Here is a 17,539-nt window from a genome sequence, read left to right on the forward strand (position 1 = left end):
CGCCCGATGAACCCCGCCCTCCAGCAAGACTTCGCCAAGCTCATCCTGCGCCTCGCACTGGGCATCCTGATCCTGCTGCACGGACTGGCCAAGCTCAATGGCGGCCTGGCCGGCATCGTCGGTCTGGTGGAAGCACAGGGGCTTCCGGGATTCCTCGGCTACGCCGTGCTGATCGGCGAGATCATCGCCCCGCTGATGGTCCTGCTGGGCTTCCACGCCCGCATCGGCGGACTGCTGATCGCCATCAACATGCTGGTCGCCGTGGTGCTGATGCACATGGGCCAACTGGGCAGCCTCAACGGCCAGGGCGGCTGGGCGCTGGAACTGCAGGGCATGTTCTTCACCGTCGCGGTCGCATTGGCGCTCCTCGGCCCGGGCCGCTTCAGCGTCAACGGCCGTTGAACGCGAACGACGCATCGGGATTCAGCAGCGTGGTGTCGGTCTCCGCAGGCAGGCAGGACCGAGGTTACTGGCCCTCACTGGGCTGACGGCAATGCGTAGGCGATCACGTAATCACCCGGCGTGGTTCCCAGCGAGCCGTGCCCACCGGCGACCACCACCAGGTACTGGCGTCCATCGGTCCCGGTGTAAGTCATCGGCGTAGCCTGTCCGCCGGCGGGCAGGCGCTGCTGCCACAACTGCCTGCCGGTGGTGACGTCGTAACCGCGCACGTAGTCATCCAGGCTGCCGGACAGGAATGCCACGCCGCCAGCGGTCATGATCGGACCGCCGATGCCGGGCACGCCCATGCGGAAAGGAAGCGGCAGCGGCGAGAGGTCACGTACGGTGCCGTTGCGGTGTTGCCAGATGACTTCGCCCGTGGTGAGGTCCGCGGCGGCCACGTAGCCCCATGGCGGCTGCTGGCAGGGCAGGCCGATGGGTGACAGGAATGGCCCCATCTCGACCGCGAACGGTGCGCCGAAGTTCTCGTTCAGGCTGGGCAGCGCGCCGTGTGGAGGCGCGCCGCCGGACTGCACATACAGTGTCTGGTCGTCTTCGCGCGGAACCAGGGTGGAAGTGAACGCCAGGTAGGTCGGCATGGTGAACGCGATCTGGCGCACCGGATCCACCGCAATGCCACCCCAGTTGAAGACGCCGAAGTTGCCCGGATAGATCAACGATCCCTGCTCGGAAGGCGGGGTGTAGCGACCCTCGTAACGCAGCTTGCGCAGCGCGATCCGGCAGGCGAGCTGGTCGAACAGGGTCGCGCCCCACATGTCGGCGCCGGTCAGTGGTGGCGGGTTGAATGACAGCGCCGACACCGGTTGCGTCGGCGCCGTCCAGTCGCCTTCCGCAGCACCTTGCGGCGCGGGCGTCTCGGTGACCGGCAACAACGGCTCGCCCGTGCGGCGGTCGAGCACGAACAGTTCTCCCTGTTTGGTTGGTTGCACCAGCGCCGGGACGGTGCGGCCATCCACGGTGAGGTCGATCAGCGTCGGCTGGGCGGGTACGTCGTAGTCCCACAGGTCGTGGTGCACGGTCTGGAACACCCAGCGCACCTGTCCGGTAGCGAGATCGAGCGCGACGACGCTGGAGGAGAAACGCTCGACCGACTCGCTGCGATCGCCGCCCCATTGGTCGGGCGGCTGGTTGCCGAGCGGCACGTACACCAGCCCCAACGCCTCGTCGACGCTGGAGATGGCCCAGCTGTTCGGCGAGGAAGGCGTATAGGTCTCACCGGGGCCCAGCGGCGCGGTGTCGTCGGGGTTGCCCGAATCCCAGTTCCACACCAGCTCGCCGGTATCGACATCGAACGCGCGGATCACGCCCGACGCTTCGTTGACGCTCACATTGTCCAGCACCGTGCCGCCGACGATGACCAGCGAGTCGGTCACCACCACCGGCGAGGTGGAGTAATAGGAACCAGGATTGACGTTCGGCATGTTGTGCCACAGGTCGATCTGGCCGTCGCCGTTGCCGAAGTCCGGGCAGATCCTGCCATTTTCGGGATTGATCGAGATCAGGCGCCCGTCCGCGGTCGGCATGAACAGTTGTGCGCTGCAGCTGTCGGCGATCGGCAGATCGGTGACGGCGACGGGCGCGCCGGAGGAGGTGCGCTGCGACGTCGGGCCCGCGTCGGATTTGTCCCGCGGCGGGATTTGCCGAGCCAGCGGGTTGGCGGAATCATTGTCGGCACCGGTTTGCGGGCCCGGCCCAGGTGAAGTGCCAGCATTGGCCGCGAGCGCACCACCGGCCGCGTTACCCACGCCATTTCCGGTGTCAGCGGAGCCGTAGTCGTACGACAGCCCCCTGCAGGTCAGGTGTTGCAGTGCAAGCTCGCCCTGGATCTTCGGATCCAGCCGCCATACCTCCGCGCCGGTGGTGGCGTCCAGGGCAATGACGGACTGGTGCGGCGTACAAAGAAACAGGCGATTGCCGACCTTCAGCGGCGTGACCTCGAAGGTCGTTTCCACCGGATCGCCGGGCTGGCCCCGAAAATCGCCGGTCCGGTACGTCCAGGCGACCTCAAGGTCGGCGACATTGGCCGGGGTGAGCTGGACCAGTGGTGAGTAGCGCTGGCCCTGCTGGGTCCGTCCGTAGGCATGCCATTCGCCGGCCGGCACGACTTCGGCGAGGGCGCCGGCAGCGGGTCGCGGACCGGGTGCATTGCCATCGATGCGATGCGGATCGTTCCACCACGAGGCAACCGACAGCAACAAGGTCGCGATGACAACGGCCGCCAGGGGTATCCAGGAACTGCGCGGAGCCGCTTGCCCGCCAGGTCCGGCGAGCCGGGAGTGGCCCTGATCCAGCCCGCGGCGGACCCGGGGCAGCAACAGCCAGACACCCAGCAGGAAAGGCACCCCAAGCCGGCTGGCCAGTGGCCACCAGTCCAGTCCCGATTCCCACAACGCCCACACCAGCGTGGCCAGCATCAACAAGGCATAGAGGATCAGCGCCACCCGGCGGCCCATGCACAGGAGCACCCCCACCAGAGCGAAGACCAGGCCGGCGAGCAGGTAGTACCAGGATCCCCCGAGCAGTACCAGCCATCCACCGCCCGCCGCGAGGGCCAGCCCGATCAACATGAACACGGCGCCGGTGATCATGGGGGCGCGATACGACCTGGTATCTGGCACGGTGACTTCCTGCGGCAATGATCTTGCGACCTTTCCGCAGCGGACGTCTGCAAAATGTATACAAGCGCTCGGCGCGTGATCTGCCGCTCGCCGCTGAAGTTGCGCGCCAGCCCACGGTTGTATCCGATGTCGACGGTGGTACCGGTATCGGCGAGGTGGCCACGCGCGCCGCCCCAATCACCCAGCAGGTAGTGATCGTCAGCGGCGCGGCCACCCTCTGCGACGGAGTCGCTCCGTGCGAACACCGGCCAAGGTGGCGAGCGGGTGTCGACAGCTTGGGCTGCTCGCCAACCCTGCTGAATCGGCGTGCCTCAGATCCGGTTGATGCGAAACCGGCGGCCTTTGATCTTGCCTTCGCGCAGGCGGGTCAATGCCGCTGCGGCCTTGTCGCGGGCGATGGCGACGTAGGAGCGGGTGGCGAATACGTCGATCTTGCCGATCGCCGCCACCGGCAGGCCGGCGTCGCCGGTCAAGGCGCCGACGATGTCGCCGGGGCGCAACTTGTCGGTGCGGCCGGCGTCGATGCGCAGGGTGACCATCGCCGCGGGCTTCACGCCGGCTGCCTTGCCGGCCAGCGGGGTGGCGCGTCGCCACTCCAGCTGGATGCCCGTGTGTTCCTCGATGGCCTTGGCACGCGCCACTTCGCGCGGCGCGCACAGGCTCAGCGCCAGGCCGGTCTTGCCCGCACGCCCGGTCCGGCCGATGCGGTGCACGTAGGTGTCGGCATCGGTTGGCAGTTCGTAGTTCACGACCGCCGCGAGGTCGTCGACATCGAGCCCGCGCGCGGCGACGTCGCTGGCGACCAGCACGCTGCAGCTGCGGTTGGCGAAACGCAGCAGGATCTCATCGCGGTCGCGCTGCTCCATGTCGCCGTGCAGGGCCAGCGCGGTGAAGCCGTAATGCTCCAGCGAGGTCACCACCTCCTCGGTGTCGCGACGCATGTTGCAGAACACCACGCAGGACTCGGGGCGGAACTCGAGCAGCAGCGCGGCCAGCAACGGCGTCTTGCGGGCCGGCTCGACCTCGTAGAAAAACTGCTGGATCGGCGCCTGGCTTTCCGCCGCGCCCACCGTGACCTCCAGCGGGTCGCGCAGCATCGCATTGGCCAGCGTGCGGATGGCATCGGGGAAGGTGGCCGAGAACAGCAGGCTCTGGCGCTCCTTCGGGGTCTTGCCGACGATCTCCCTGATCGGCTCCTCGAAGCCCATGTCGAGCATGCGGTCGGCCTCGTCCAGCACCAGGGTGCGCACACCGCGCAGGTGCAAGGCCTTCCTGCGCAGCAGTTCCTGCAGCCGCCCCGGGGTGCCGACCACGACCTGCGGGTCGTGGGTTTCCAGCGAGGCGAGCTGTGGCCCCAGCGCCATGCCGCCGCACAACACCGACACCTTGAGGTTCGGGATGCCGAGCGCGAGCTTGCGTAACTGCCGGCCGACCTGATCGGCCAGTTCCCGGGTCGGGCACAGCACCAGCGCCTGGGTCTGGATGCGCGCCGGCTCGATCCGGCTCAACAGGCCCAGTCCGAACGCGGCGGTCTTGCCGCTGCCGGTGGGCGCCTGGGCGATCACGTCGCGACCGTCAAGGATCGCCGGCAAGGCCTGCGCCTGGACCGGCGTGAGTTGCTGATAGCCAAGCGCATCGACGCCCTGCAACAAGGCGGGCGGCAACGGCAATGACGCGAAGGAAAGGTCGGGGGCGGTCTGGGTCATGCGCCATGATCGCAGGTTCGGCGGGCGCGCTGACTTGGCTGGCTGGTCGTTGGCTGCCTTGGTCGATCTAGCCGGCCGGGGTTCTCCGGCCGAATCCCGCTGACCGCACTTCCGCCCGGCATGTCGGTGGCATGCTTGTCTTGCGCGCGACTGGGCCGGCTGCGACCCTGACCGCCCCACTTTCGCCAGCCCGCCGATGCAATCACTCGTTTTCGAACTCGACCCGCCCCACGAGCATGTCGAACTCAACCAGTTGCTGAAGCTCGTCGGCCTCTGCGACAGCGGCGGTGTCGGCAAGCTCATTGTGGCCAGCGGCGCAGTGGCGGTGGACGGAACGACCGAACTGCGCAAGACCTGCAAGATCCGCGCAGGCCAGACGGTCACCCTCGATGAGGTGGTGATCCAAGTGGTTGCCGGCGGCTGATCCGCGGCGATGTGGTCGCCGACACCCAGTTCCACGGGATGCGCGATCAGCTGAGCGGCATCCCGCGGCACGATCCCCGCAAAAAGAGCGGCCATGAAAAAGCCCGGATCCATCGGTCCGGGCTTTCCTGATTGTCACAACGGCCAACGCGGCCGCTGGCAGTCCGCTGGAGACCGCTTCCGTCATCCATCAGCAATACTGCCCGCGCTGTCGGCACCCGCTGCGGGCGGCGTCGGCGGCAGCACCTGGATGTTGTTCTCCACGTTGCGCACGCCGTTGCATTCCGCGGCCAGGTCCTCGACCCGGTGCTTCATCCAGCGGTTGCGCACGGTGCCGCCCAGGACCACCACGCCTCCGGACACGTTGACCTCGATATCGCTCGGGTCGACGTGGTCGTCATGGGTCAGCCGTTCGCACAGGTCCTCGGTGATGCGCTCGTCGGAACGCACGTAGTTCTTCGGGCCAACACCGCTGTAGCTGCTGCGCCCGCCGGTGGAATAGCCACGGGGCAGATAGTCCGACGTGGAGCCCTGCGACGGCGGCGGATACGCCGACTGGGTGTCGGCCGGATTCACGTAGCCGGGCATGAGGCTCTCGTCCAGATAGCTCTCCATGCCGGCGCCATAACCGCCGTGCCACACCGCCGGCTCCGGCGCTGGCGTTCCGCGATGGGCCGGCCCGCCGGGCGGCGGTGGGGGTGGCGCGTCGCGATAACGGGCCTGTCGATAACCGCGGGTCACCTCGTCGCGCTGCGCATCCAGCCACTGGCGTCCGATGCGGATGTACTGCGCGCCCAGGTCCACTACATCCTGGGCCATCGCCCGGAGATCGTTTCCAACGCCCTTGTCACCCATCTTGTCTCTCACGACGAAGCCTCCTTCCGTTAGACACGCGACCGTATCAATCCCGGAAGACTGCGCCGCCGCGCATTAACGCGGTGTGCGTGCAGCGTGGTCACGATGTGATCCGACACCGGCGCACCATCACCGCGGCATCCCTTGGCCGCTCGACTCAGTCAGGACGTCGGGCGTTCGCCACCCGCGCCACGCAGCATCAGCAGGGCCGAGTCGAACTCCGACAACGGGCTTTGCGCGGGACACTCCGGGTCGGGGAAGCCGAAGCGTTGTCGCAGCTCCAGCCCGCAGTCGCCCATCACGCCGAGATCTTCCCCCGGCTTCTGGCACTCGCGGTCGAAGGCGCGGAAGAACGCGTCCTTGCGCTGCACGAACGCCGCCCCGCACTTGCGGGTCAGCTCGATCCGCTGCAGGTCGTCCTCCGCCGCGTTCTGCCCGTCCAGCCCGTACAGGTCCATCTCCTCGGGTGTCAGCAGGCGCAGGCTGCGGTTGGGCACGGTCATCATCAGGTCGGCGATGGCGAACGCGACGCCGTTGCGTTGCAGGTACTCGCGCACGTCGGCGTGGACGGCCTGCAGCTCCTGCTGCAGTTCGGCGCGTGAGGTGGCCTTGGAGCTGATGCGGATCATGCGGTGGATGCCGACCTTGCCGGCGATCATGCGCATGTCGCCGGCCGCCAGCACCAGCACGCAGGAGCTGTGGCAGACCGCGCCCTCGCGGACCCAGAGGGTCCAGCCCGACTCGCCGATCTTGTCGCCGGCGCGGATCGCCTCCTCGATCTGGCCACCGGTGGAGTCGATGTCGAGGATGCGCTTGTGGATGCCCAGCGTGTCGGCCAGTTCCGCCACCCGCTCGATCAAGGCGGTGAACCCGGCGGAAATCTTGCCCTCGTAACGCAGCCGCAGCAGCCCCCCCTCACGGCATGGCAGCAGGGCGGCGTGCATCTCCGAATAGCCCAGTGCGGACAGGGCGACGCCTTCACCCTCGGCATAATCATGATCGCAACTGATCCAGGCCTTGCCGGAATCCAGCCCCATCGGCTGCCAGTCCGTCTCCGCACGCTCGCTGGTCACGCGGGGCAGTTCCGGCTCGACGACGGCAGCGGCATCCGCGTCCGATACCGCGCCGCTGGACGTCTCGACCTGCGCGTCGGCATGGGTCCGGGTGCCCGTTGCGGCAACATCCGCGGGCTGCGGAGTGCAAGCCGCGAGCAACAGCGCCAGGCAGATGGCGGCGATACGCCAAGGTGGGGACATGTGTGCAGCCGGGGTCCTGGGGACAATCGACAGTCTAGGGGCCAAGCGGACGCAACGGCTCAACGGCGGATGAATATTCTTCACCGATCGGCGGGCCGCTACACTGCCGCGATGCCTTGCTGGTACGTCTATCTGCTGGAGTGCCGCGACGGCAGCCTTTACACCGGCATCGCCACCGATGTCGAGCGGCGCTATGCCGAGCACGTGGCGGGCAAGGGCGCGCGCTACACCCGTTCGCACCCGCCCTCGCGGTTGCTGGCGTGGTTCCCGTGCCCCGACCGCAGTACCGCCAGCCGCGCCGAGTACGCGATCAAGCAGCTGTCCCCGGCACGCAAGCGGGCGTTGTGCGCGGATGCAAACGGATCGGCGTTGTTATCGGGGATGGACATCGCCCGCGCCCTCAGCCAAACGTGAACGCATACGCCTGCACACCGGGATCGAGGAACTCGATCTCGAACTCCCGCTCACCACTGCCGCCCTGCTGTCGCACGAGCTGGTACAACCGGTACCCGGTCACCACGCCATGGCCGTCGGCATCCACGTCGATGCCGTGGTCCACGCCGGGCGCATGGCCATCGAGCCGGATACGGAATCGCACGGGCTTGCCATCGATGGCCGGCCCCAGCACCAGGTGCAGGTCGCGGCCGCGGAACCGGTACACGATGCGCGCCCCGGCGTTGGCCGAGGCGGCGAACTGCGGCCGCAGCGTCCAGCGGCCGTCCAGCGCCCACTGGCCTGGTGGCAGCCGGCGCGGAGCCTGGTAAGTCCACACGTCATCGAACACCCGCCGGCCACCGGCGAAGCCCGCCATGCGCTCGTAGCCGAGGTAGGTTTCCGGCGACTGCCGGCGGTCGTCGGAGCCCGGCGCCATCGCCCCGCGGGCCGCCGGCTCGACCTCGCCGGCCGGCAGGCCGGTCTGGCCCGCCTCCACCAGGAGCTCGCGGATCACCGCCTCGCTGCGCGCGTAGTCGCCCTCGCCGAAATGGTGGTGGCGGATCCTGCCCTGCGCATCGATGAAGTAATGCGCGGGCCAGTACTGGTTGCGGAAGGCGCGCCAGATTGCATAGTCGTTGTCGATCGCAACCGGATACCGGATGTCCAGCTCGCGCACCGCCTTCCCGACATTGCCGACGTCCTTCTCGAACGCGAACTCCGGCGCGTGCACGCCGATCACGACCAGCCCGTGGTCGGCGTATTTCGCCTGCCAGGCACGCACGTAGGGCAGCGCACGCAGGCAGTTGATGCAGGAGTACGTCCAGAAATCGACCAGCACGACCTTGCCGCGCAACGACGCGGTGGTCAGCGGTGGGCTGTTCAGCCACCCGGTCGCCCCGGCCAGTGACGGCATCCCGCCTTCGACCGGCAAGGGCTCACCGGGGACGGTTGCCTGCGTGGAGGCGGGAACCGGAGCCGGAAACAGGCGGTCCAGCAGCCGCTGCTCCACCGGCCCGGTGCTGGCCAGCGACACCCGCGTCAGCACGCCGGTGTCCCAACCCAGTGCGATGGCGGCGACACCCGCCAGCACCAGCACGCCCAGCGCCCGCCGGATCCATTCGCCGGCGCCGAGCGAGCGCTTCATCGCGGCGAACACCCGCCCGCCGACCAGCAACGCCAGCGCCAGCGAGGTCGCCGCACCGGCGGCGTACACGAGCATCAGCAACGTGGTCGCCACGCTCGCACCGTTCAAAGCCGCCGCGGTGAGCAGCAGCCCGAGGATCGGGCCCGCGCACGGCGCCCACAACAACCCGGTTGCCACGCCCAGCCCGGCCGCCGCCCAGACCGAATCGCCGCCGGTCTCGGCGCGTTGCGACAGTCTCCCGCCCAGGGCCACCAACGGCCGGCTGAGCCAGCCGGCCAGGCGCGGCCACAACAGCGTCAACCCCAGCAGCGCCAACACCACCATCGCCGCGAACCGGCCCCACTGGTTGGCATGCACCGCCCACGCACCGCCGACCGCGGCCAGGCTGGCGACCAGCGCGAACGTCGCCCCCATCCCGATCAGCATCGGCAACCCGTTGCGCCGGAACGGCCGGTCGGCACGGGAAAACACGAACGGCAGCACCGGCAGGATGCACGGGCTTGCGATGGTGAGCACACCGCCCAGGTAGGCGAGAATCAGCAGGATCATGAAAAACGCTCCGCATCGGCAACGCGGGGTTGGTCACAGACAGGACGCCACTCGACTGCAGTGACCACTCCTGCGCAAGACTTCGATTGTGGGCCGCTTGACTCGCGTCAGCGTGAAGTGGGCGGGACCGGATTACACACTGTGAAGAGCACTTCCCCGGCGCCGGTGTTCGTGTCAACGCGCGAAAGGGTCGACACACGGCAGCAATGAATCCAGTTGATCGGCCCGGTGCTGTTCAGGCCTCCGACATCCGACCAATCCCTACCGGCTGCACCGGTGGGCCCATCGACTCGCCAGCCCGGTACTCGATACGGATCTCCCGCATGCCCTCGGCGACATCCGGATTGATCGACTCGGCCGGCACACAACCCGGGAACAGGCGTTCAGTCGCCACCATGCCCATGAGCATCAGCGCCTTCGCCTCGTTGCTGTCCGGATCACGCGCGACGATGCGATCAGGAAGCACATAGCCGTTCAACCGGTCTTCGTCACTCATGCTCATCAGCGCTTCGGCAGGCGCGACATCACCCTCCATCTGCTGGATCGGCATTTCGCTCCAGCACGCTCCTCGACTGACAATCCGCAACTGCGGCACCAGGTCGGCAAAGAACTCCTGCAACTGCAAACGAACTCCCGCTTCCTCCATCAGTGCGCCTTTGACGCTGTAACGCCCCTTGATGAAATACAGGCGATCCAGAACGATCGCCATGGCCGAAGGAATGCGCTGCCCGTCCTGGGTAAAAACCAAGCCGACAACGTGGCCCTTCACCGGTTCGGCATCAGGTTCCTGCGAAACCGTCAACGCAACGGACAACAACTCCCCGATCATGGGCTCCGCCAAGCCCCTCTGCACAGCGGCATTGCGGATGCCGTCAAGTTCACTCCGGGCCACGGCCTCCAGTTGCTCATCGGACAAAACCCCGGCCGGATAAAAGTACACATCGATCCACCCATCGCTGTTACCGGACTGGGCATAACGTACCGACACGCCCAATTCCGGGTGGTCGTAGCGCTTCTCTCCCATCGCCTCCCACTGCCCGACCTGAAGGGGGTAAACGATGCGTGACTCCTGCAGGAATCCGCCCAGGAACGGTACGCGCGGCATTGCCTGATCGGGCTGGTCGGACGCTTGATCCAACGCCCGGACAGAGCCGGCCGAAGCCGACGCCCCCACCACCAGGGCCAGCATCACAAGAGCGCCCCTCATCATGTTCAACATGTTTCCCCCTTGTGCCTGAGAGCCCCAGCCCCGGCCATCCACCCTGCGGCCAGCTACCGGCCAACCACAAGCCGCGAACCGGCCGGTGGCCGGTGCATGGTAGGCACACTCCGCCGACTCCCGCCATCGCGTCGGTGGCGCGCCCACGTGCACCGGGAAACGCTGCACGCGCCGCAACCCAACATCCTGGCAACACGCCAATCACGCGAACCCAACCCGCGACCGGGAAAACTGCGGTTTCCCGCCCGGAGCGCTGCGATGAAAATCACCCCGTACCTGATCTTCAACGGCCAATGCGAAGCCGCATTCAAGCGCTACGAACTCGTGCTCGGCGGCAAGATCGCGATGTTGATGCGCTTCGGTGAAGCGCCCGGCAGCAAGGACATGCCGGCCGGGATGCGCGACCAGGTCATGCACGTGTCCATGACCATCGGCGACCAGTTGCTGATGGGCTCCGACAGCCCGCCGGAGCACTTCGAGAAGGCCGGCGGCATGTCGGTATCAATCTCCGTCGATGACCGCGACGAGGGCCAGCGCATCTTCAACGCCCTGGCCGACGGCGGCACGGTGCGGATGGCGTTCGAGGAAACCTTCTGGGCAAAGGGCTTCGGCATGTGCGTCGACCGCTTCGGCACGCCGTGGATGGTCAGTGGAGGCAACAAGGACATGGGCAGCCACGCCTGAACTACGCCGCCGGCCGGATGCCTCGGCCGGCCCGTTCGGTCACACTTCGCTCACCGTCACACTTGGTCAGCGAATGAAAATCGTCGAAGTCCACCACCCGCTGGTGCAGCACAAGCTCGGCCTGCTGCGCCGCGCCGACAACAGCACCAAATCCTTCCGCGAGCTGTCGTCCGAAGTCGCCACATTGCTGACCTATGAGGCCACCGCCGACCTGGAAACCGAGACGGTCGAGGTGGAAGGCTGGGCGGGCACGCCGCTCCGGATCCGCCGGATCAAGGGCCGCAAGATCACCCTGGTGCCGATCCTGCGCGCCGGCATCGGCATGCTGCCGGGCGTACTGGAAATGATCCCCGCCGCGAAGGTCAGCGTGGTCGGCCTGCAGCGCGACGAGCAGACCCTGGGCGCGGTCACCTATTACGAGAAGCTGGTCGGCAACATGCACGATCGCACCGCGCTGATCCTCGACCCGATGCTGGCGACCGGCGGCACCCTGATCGCCACCGTCGACATGCTCAAGGCCGCCGGCGCAACCCGGATCAAGGGCCTGTTCCTGGTCGCCGCGCCGGAAGGCCTGCGCGCCGTCGAGGCCGCGCACCCGGACCTGGAGATCTACACCGCCTCGATCGACGAGCGCCTCAACGAGCGCGGCTACATCCTGCCCGGACTGGGCGATGCCGGGGACAAGATTTTCGGCACCCGCGCGGACTGATCGTGCTTCCCTGGCCGGACGACACGTGGGTGGACGCCGCCCTTCCGGTCACCGGCGACGGCGCGGAGACACCAGTCGCGGCAGCAGCGCTATCACCACCAACGCGAAGCCCGTGGCCGCAACGGCAATCACTTCCTGGCCCATGCCAGCCGCCATGCCGATGGCCGCCGTCATCCAGATCCCGGCGGCGCTGGTCAGGCCCTCCACGCGGTCGCCGTTGACCTGCTTGAGGATGGCACCCGCCCCGAGGAAGCCGATGCCCTGCACGATCCCCTGCATCACGCGCGTGACCGCCTCCGTCTCGATGCCTGCCAACAGCGGCGCCAACACGAACAGTGCCGAGCCGATGGACACCAGGATGTGGGTCCGCAGGCCGGCCGGGTGACCCGTACGCTCGCGCTCCATGCCCACCAGCCCCCCCAGGATCGTGGCAGTGAGCAACCGCGCGACGATCAGGGTCGTGGTGCCGACATCGGGCAACGCAAACTCGCGCGCCAGGGCCTGACCGATCTCTTCCATCACCGCCATGCTTTCCTCTCCATTCGCCGGGGCCATCCGGGCCTGTAGCCTCCGCATGGCTCAACCCCACGCGTCGTCAGCCGCATTTCGCCATGCGGCGCTCCCAGGAGCCTACCGGTCCCGCGCGATGGGGCGCGTGACCGTAGCCGGGCACCGGTCTGTCAGCGCCCACCGCCCCCGCCACCTCCTCCGCCACCACCGGAAAAACCGCCCCCGCCACTGCCCGAACCGCTGCCCGGTGGCGTGGCGGACGACGAGATCTGCTGGCTCAGCGCGCTGCCCAATGCGCGGTTCATGTCACCCAGATTGGCCAGCGACGAGCGGCTGTCGTGGTACCAGGTCATCGCGCCGGCCGCCGCTGCCGCCGCGGCCACGCCCACCGCCGCGGTGAACTTGGCGGTCCAGGCATCCTCCACGTCCAGCGCCAATGCGTAGGGCAACAAGGCTTCGTAACGCCGCGCATCCAGCGTCGGCGCCTCGCCCGGTGCCGGCATGGCGCGCAGTTCGTCGCGCTCGGCCACGCCCAGATAGAGGCGCAGTCCTTCCACCTGATCCAGCAACGCCCGACCCTTTGCGGTCGGGGCCGGCATCAGAAAGCCCGCCGCGATGTGCGCGCCCAGGGCCAGCGCCAGCAGTCCGGCGATCAGGAACACCCCGCCACCGCCCGACACGAGAAACGCCAGCGCGCCATAGGCAACCGAGGTGGCAACGCCAAGCGCGATCGTGCCGGCGTTGCTGACGTAATAGTCGGGCTTCAGGCGCTTCATCAAGGCCCGTTGGTGATCCAGTCGCGCACCGCCGATCACGCCGGCATTGCGGTCGGTCAGGATCAGTTCGTCGCCGGCCGAGAACAGCTTTTTCCCCAGCTCGCGCTGAGCCTCCGACAGTTCCGCGATATCGCCGGCAGCCTCGCGCTTCAGCTGCCAGTCCTTTTTGCCCTCGTTGTGGATGCTCAACCCGCCATGCACCGCCATGTCGACCAGGTCGGCACTGAAGCAGCGGTTGTCGTAACCCATCCGGCGCAGGAAACGCAGCTCCGCCGGTGACCAGCCGTCCGGCGGCCCGTACTGCGGAAAGATCGAACCCGGCTCCGGATCACGGCCCAGCCGATGCCAGCGGCGCAGATAGAACGCCACCAGACCCACCAGACCGATCAGCGCGATCAATACCCCGCGGTTGTCTTTCAACAGCCAGCCCAGCCGCTGCATCGTGCCCGGTGCCGCAACGATGCCCTTGGGGAACGCCAGCACGATGGTGATGCCCTCCCCCGGCTTCAGGGCACGGGTGGTGCGGTATTCCGCCTCGCCGACGTCGTTGACGGTCGCCAGATAGTCCTGACCCTTTGCCCCGGCACGTCCGGTATAGGCCTCCGCGTTCAGTTGCGAAGCGGGGACGGGCTGCGGCAGATGCACGCGAGCGGTGGCCTGTTCGATGGGGAACGCCCAGCCCAGCCCGGTCACGTTCCAATACAGCTCGTCGTGGGAGTCGAAGAACCCCAGTTGCCGCGAGGTGCGGTAGCGGATCGTGTAGGTGATGTCGGCCGGCACCGGCAGGAGCGCATCCCCGCCGGTGTTGATGCGCACCCCGTTGCCGATGCGCTCGGTGAAATTGGGCTCCGGCCGGCCGTCGCGTTCGACCCCGAGCAGCGTGAAATCCACCACCACCCGGTTGCCGGCCCGGTCTTTGTAGCGGGTCGGAAAATCACGGTAGATGCCACGCCGGATCTGCTTACCCTCCGCACGCACGCGGATCGTCTCCACCACGTCGATGCTGCCGTCGGCGTGGATCCGGATATCGCTGTCGAACGCGAGGATGCGCTCCTGCGCAACCGCCATTGCCGGCCACAACACCAGCGCCAGCAGCAATGCCAGGACGGCGCGCGGCACGCCGAGCTTCAACAAACCCGGCTTCGGCAGGGCCGGCTTCAGCAGAACAAGCATCGGCAGCGCTCTCATGGCGACAGCTCCACCTTCGGCGCGATGCGGCCGCCTTCGCCGGCCTCGAAGAATTCCGCCTCGCGGAAACCGAACCCGCGCGCGACCAGCAGGTCCGGAAACTTCTGCACCGCATCGTTGAGCGCGCGCACCGCGCCGTTGTAGAAGCGGCGCGCGTATTGGAGGTGATCCTCCACCTCCACCAGATCACGCTGCAACTGCACGAAATTCCCGCTGGCCTTGAGGTCCGGATAGGCCTCGCGCAGCAGCAGCAACCGGCCGAGACCCTGCTCCAGCGCCTGCTCGATGCCGGCCAGCTGCGCCGGGGACTGCGTCTGCATCGCCTGCCCGCGCAGCGCCTTCACGCTGTCGAGCGTGGTTTTTTCATGGCTGGCGTAACCGCGCACCGCCTCCACCAGCATCGGCACCAGGTCGTGCCGGCGCAGCAACTGCACGTCGATGTCGGCCCAGCCCGCCCGCACCAGGTTGCGCAGCCGCACCAGGCGGTTGAAGACCACCACCGCCCAGGCCAGCACGGCCAGGACCACCAGCATCAGCACCCATCCCATGAGCCACTCTCCGATTTGTGCAGCGATCCTTTCAGCCGCCGATTATTGGCACAGGCGGCAGGCAGCGGCCAATGACGTGCCCATGCGGTCGCGGCCGGTGATGCCCCGGCTTGATTTCGCCCCGTCCAGACCCATTCTCCATGGCTCGCAACCCCGTCATCGCACCCATGGATCTGTACGCATGAATGCAACCACCGAAACCCGCCAGTTCGAAGCCGAAGTCGCCCAGGTGCTGCACCTGGTCACGCACTCGCTGTATTCGCACAAGGAGATCTTCCTGCGCGAGCTGATCTCCAACGCCTCCGACGCCTGCGACAAGCTGCGCTTCGAGGCGATCGCCGATCCGCAGTTGACCGCCGGTGATGGCGAACTGCACATCGACATCAGCTGGGACAAGGACGCGCGCACGCTCACCATCGCCGACAACGGCATCGGCATGAGCCGCGACGAAGTCATCGCCAACATCGGCACCATCGCCAGCTCGGGCACGCGCCGCTTCCTGGCCGCGATGGCCAACGAGCAGAAGGCCGACGCGCGCCTGATCGGCCAGTTCGGCGTGGGTTTCTATTCGGCCTACGTGGTGGCCGACAAGGTCACGGTCCTGACCCGCCGCGCCGGCGCGCCCGCCAGCGAAGGTGTGAAATGGGAAAGCGACGGCAAGGGCGAGTACACCCTGGAGCCGGTCGAGCTGGCCGCGCGCGGCACCACCGTGGTGCTGCACATGAAGGCCGACGAGGACGAGTTCCTCGCCGACTGGAAGCTGCGTTCGCTGATCAACCGCTATTCCGACCACGTCGCCTTCCCGATCCGGATGCCGAAGGAAGCAGCGGCCACCGACGACGATGCCGCCGACACCGCGGACGCGCCGGAATGGGAAACCATCAACGCCGCCTCCGCGCTGTGGACCAAGCCCAGGAACGAGATCAGCGACGAGGACTACCAGGGCTTCTACAAGTCGCTCGGCCACGACTTCAACGACGCGCTGGCCTGGTCCCACAACCGGGTCGAGGGCAGCCAGAGCTTCACCACCCTGCTGTACCTGCCGTCGCAGCCGCCGTTCGACCTGATGATGGGCGGGCGCGACGAGCGCAAGGGACTGAAGCTGTACATCAAGCGCGTGTTCGTGATGGACGCCGCCGAAGAGCTGCTGCCCAACTACCTGCGCTTCGTGCGCGGGGTGATCGACGCCGACGACCTGCCGCTCAACGTCAGCCGCGAGCTGCTGCAGCAGAACCGCCAGCTGGACCGGATCAAGGCCGCCTGCGTGAAACGCGTGCTCGACCTGATCGAGACCCTCGCGCGCGACGAGCCGGAGAAGTTCGCCACGTTCTACAGGGCCTTCGGCAACACGCTGAAGGAAGGCATCGGCGAGGACCACGCCAACCGCGAGCGCATCGCCAAGCTGCTGCGCTTTGCCTCCACCAAGGACGCGTCCGCGAAGCAGGTCGTCGCACTGGACGACTACATCGCGCGCATGCCCGAAGGCCAGGACACCATCTGGTACATCACCGCCGAGAGCCACGCCGCCGCGTTCGGCAGCCCGCAGCTGGAAGCGTTCAAGGCCAAGGACATCGAAGTGCTGCTCATGTCCGACCGCATCGACGAGTGGATGCTCGGCTCGCTGCACGAGTACGGCGGCAAGAAGCTGCAGAACGTCGCCAAGGGCGAACTGCCGCTGGACGAGGCCGACAAGGCCAGGCAGGACGAAGCCGCCAAGGCCGCCGAACCGCTGGTCGCCCGGCTCAAGAGCCTGCTCGGCGAGCGCGTCGGCGACGTGCGCGTCTCCGCCCGCCTGACCGACTCGCCGTCCTGCCTCGCCCTGGCCGACTTCGACATGGCCCCGCACTTCGCCCGCCTGCTGCGCGAAGCCGGCCAGCAGATGCCCGACAGCAAGCCGACGCTGGAGATCAACCCGCAGCACGCCCTGCTCAAGCGGGTCGAGGCGGAAACCGACGACGCCAAGGCAACCGATCTGGCCACTTTGCTGCTGGAGCAGGCCGAGATCGCCGCCGGTGCGCCGCTGCCCGATCCGGCCGCCTTCGTGCAGCGCATGAACCGGGTGCTGATGGACGCGTAAGCGGTCGAGCCATTCCGGAAAACGGAAACGCCCCGCACTGGCTGCGGGGCGTTTTTGTCGGGTTCTTTACGGAATGACAGTAAAGGAGTTGTGGCCTCCGGTGTTCCTGCCCTTTTGGGAGCGAAGGAACAGTCTGGATCACATGGCGATTTCCGAGTGCCGGGTATCCGTCTGGCGAGTGGGACTCCGCAAATCGGGTCCCGTCGCGGCCGGCGGGCCTTCGCAGCGAAGTCAAGGAGGAGGCCTCCGCCGGCCAGCGGAGGCCGGGGGACATGAGCGGAGAAGGCCCGCCGGCCGCGACGGGACGCCCCAAGGCGCCACGGATCAGGCAGAAGCAAGCGCCCCGCCTTCACGCCCGTGCCGGAACCTGCCTCTCCCGG

15 protein-coding genes are annotated in these 17,539 nt (G+C 67.6%); 6 read left to right on the plus strand and 9 right to left on the minus strand.

The genetic code is table 11. From position 1 onward, the window contains the following. The first annotated feature begins 6 nt into the window (after positions 1-6). Positions 7-402, plus strand: coding sequence for a DoxX family protein (locus N792_RS04320; protein WP_036192796.1), 396 nt, complete (start codon positions 7-9; stop codon positions 400-402). Positions 403-476: 74 nt separating this feature from the next. Here the strand turns inward: N792_RS04320 and N792_RS04325 are convergent, their stop codons facing one another. Together N792_RS04325 and dbpA are read right to left on the minus strand one after the other, a co-directional pair. Next, on the minus strand, positions 477-3,050 hold the full coding sequence (locus N792_RS04325; RefSeq protein ID WP_036192797.1) for a glucose/quinate/shikimate family membrane-bound PQQ-dependent dehydrogenase: 2,574 nt from the start codon (positions 3,048-3,050) through the stop codon (positions 477-479). A 341-nt stretch (positions 3,051-3,391) separates the two neighbouring features. Next, positions 3,392-4,786, minus strand: a complete 1,395-nt coding sequence (dbpA, locus tag N792_RS04330) for an ATP-dependent RNA helicase DbpA (RefSeq protein WP_036192798.1) — start codon at positions 4,784-4,786, stop codon at positions 3,392-3,394. A 196-nt stretch (positions 4,787-4,982) separates the two neighbouring features. Between dbpA and N792_RS04335 the strand changes: the two genes are divergently transcribed. Beyond that, positions 4,983-5,210, plus strand: a complete 228-nt coding sequence (locus N792_RS04335; RefSeq protein WP_036192799.1) for an RNA-binding S4 domain-containing protein — start codon at positions 4,983-4,985, stop codon at positions 5,208-5,210. Positions 5,211-5,392: 182 nt separating this feature from the next. On the opposite strand, the gene N792_RS13395 is transcribed toward N792_RS04335, so the two are convergent. After that, entirely contained in the window at positions 5,393-6,076 is a 684-nt protein-coding gene (locus tag N792_RS13395) for a BON domain-containing protein (protein WP_198025568.1), read from the minus strand. Between the two features lie 149 nt (positions 6,077-6,225). Continuing rightward, entirely contained in the window at positions 6,226-7,320 is a 1,095-nt protein-coding gene (locus N792_RS04345) for a COG3904 family protein (RefSeq protein ID WP_052103431.1), read from the minus strand. 111 nt (positions 7,321-7,431) lie between these two features. Here N792_RS04345 and N792_RS04350 point away from each other — a divergent pair, with 111 nt between their 5' ends. After that, entirely contained in the window at positions 7,432-7,734 is a 303-nt protein-coding gene (locus N792_RS04350; protein ID WP_036192800.1) for a GIY-YIG nuclease family protein, read from the plus strand. On the opposite strand, the gene N792_RS04355 is transcribed toward N792_RS04350, so the two are convergent. Both N792_RS04355 and N792_RS04360 read right to left on the minus strand, forming a co-directional pair. Further along, a complete protein-coding gene (locus N792_RS04355; protein WP_036192801.1) occupies positions 7,721-9,448 on the minus strand; it encodes a cytochrome c biogenesis protein DipZ in 1,728 nt (575 codons plus the stop codon). The two genes, N792_RS04350 and N792_RS04355, sit on opposite strands and share 14 nt — an antisense overlap. Before the next feature lie 235 nt (positions 9,449-9,683). Next, the gene (locus N792_RS04360) at positions 9,684-10,667 is read right to left on the minus strand and encodes a hypothetical protein (RefSeq protein WP_036192803.1); all 984 of its coding nucleotides are present in this window, start codon (positions 10,665-10,667) and stop codon (positions 9,684-9,686) included. 258 nt (positions 10,668-10,925) lie between these two features. Between N792_RS04360 and N792_RS04365 the strand changes: the two genes are divergently transcribed. Beyond that, positions 10,926-11,351 (plus strand): VOC family protein, encoded by a 426-nt coding sequence (locus tag N792_RS04365; protein ID WP_036192805.1) that lies wholly within the window; start codon positions 10,926-10,928, stop codon positions 11,349-11,351. Positions 11,352-11,424: 73 nt separating this feature from the next. Next, positions 11,425-12,060: a uracil phosphoribosyltransferase gene (upp, locus tag N792_RS04370; RefSeq protein ID WP_036192806.1), complete on the plus strand. Its 636-nt coding sequence runs from the start codon at positions 11,425-11,427 to the stop codon at positions 12,058-12,060. 48 nt (positions 12,061-12,108) lie between these two features. On the opposite strand, the gene N792_RS04375 is transcribed toward upp, so the two are convergent. The 3 genes from N792_RS04375 to N792_RS04385 all read right to left on the minus strand — a co-directional run bounded on the left by N792_RS04375 (position 12,109) and on the right by N792_RS04385 (position 15,082). Next, positions 12,109-12,579 (minus strand): MgtC/SapB family protein, encoded by a 471-nt coding sequence (locus N792_RS04375; protein ID WP_232219993.1) that lies wholly within the window; start codon positions 12,577-12,579, stop codon positions 12,109-12,111. A 161-nt stretch (positions 12,580-12,740) separates the two neighbouring features. Beyond that, entirely contained in the window at positions 12,741-14,534 is a 1,794-nt protein-coding gene (locus tag N792_RS04380; protein ID WP_036192807.1) for a DUF2207 domain-containing protein, read from the minus strand. Next, positions 14,531-15,082 carry a LemA family protein gene (locus tag N792_RS04385; RefSeq protein WP_036192809.1) on the minus strand — a complete coding sequence of 184 codons (552 nt, stop codon included), beginning with the start codon at positions 15,080-15,082 and terminating at the stop codon, positions 14,531-14,533. The genes N792_RS04380 and N792_RS04385 overlap by 4 nt, the downstream gene beginning before the upstream one ends. A 181-nt stretch (positions 15,083-15,263) precedes the next feature. Here N792_RS04385 and htpG point away from each other — a divergent pair, with 181 nt between their 5' ends. Next, positions 15,264-17,159: a molecular chaperone HtpG gene (gene htpG, locus N792_RS04390; RefSeq protein WP_036192811.1), complete on the plus strand. Its 1,896-nt coding sequence runs from the start codon at positions 15,264-15,266 to the stop codon at positions 17,157-17,159. The last annotated feature ends 380 nt before the right edge of the window (positions 17,160-17,539 follow it).

This window comes from Lysobacter concretionis Ko07 = DSM 16239, from assembly GCF_000768345.1.
Classification (GTDB): Bacteria; Pseudomonadota; Gammaproteobacteria; order Xanthomonadales; family Xanthomonadaceae; genus Novilysobacter; species Novilysobacter concretionis.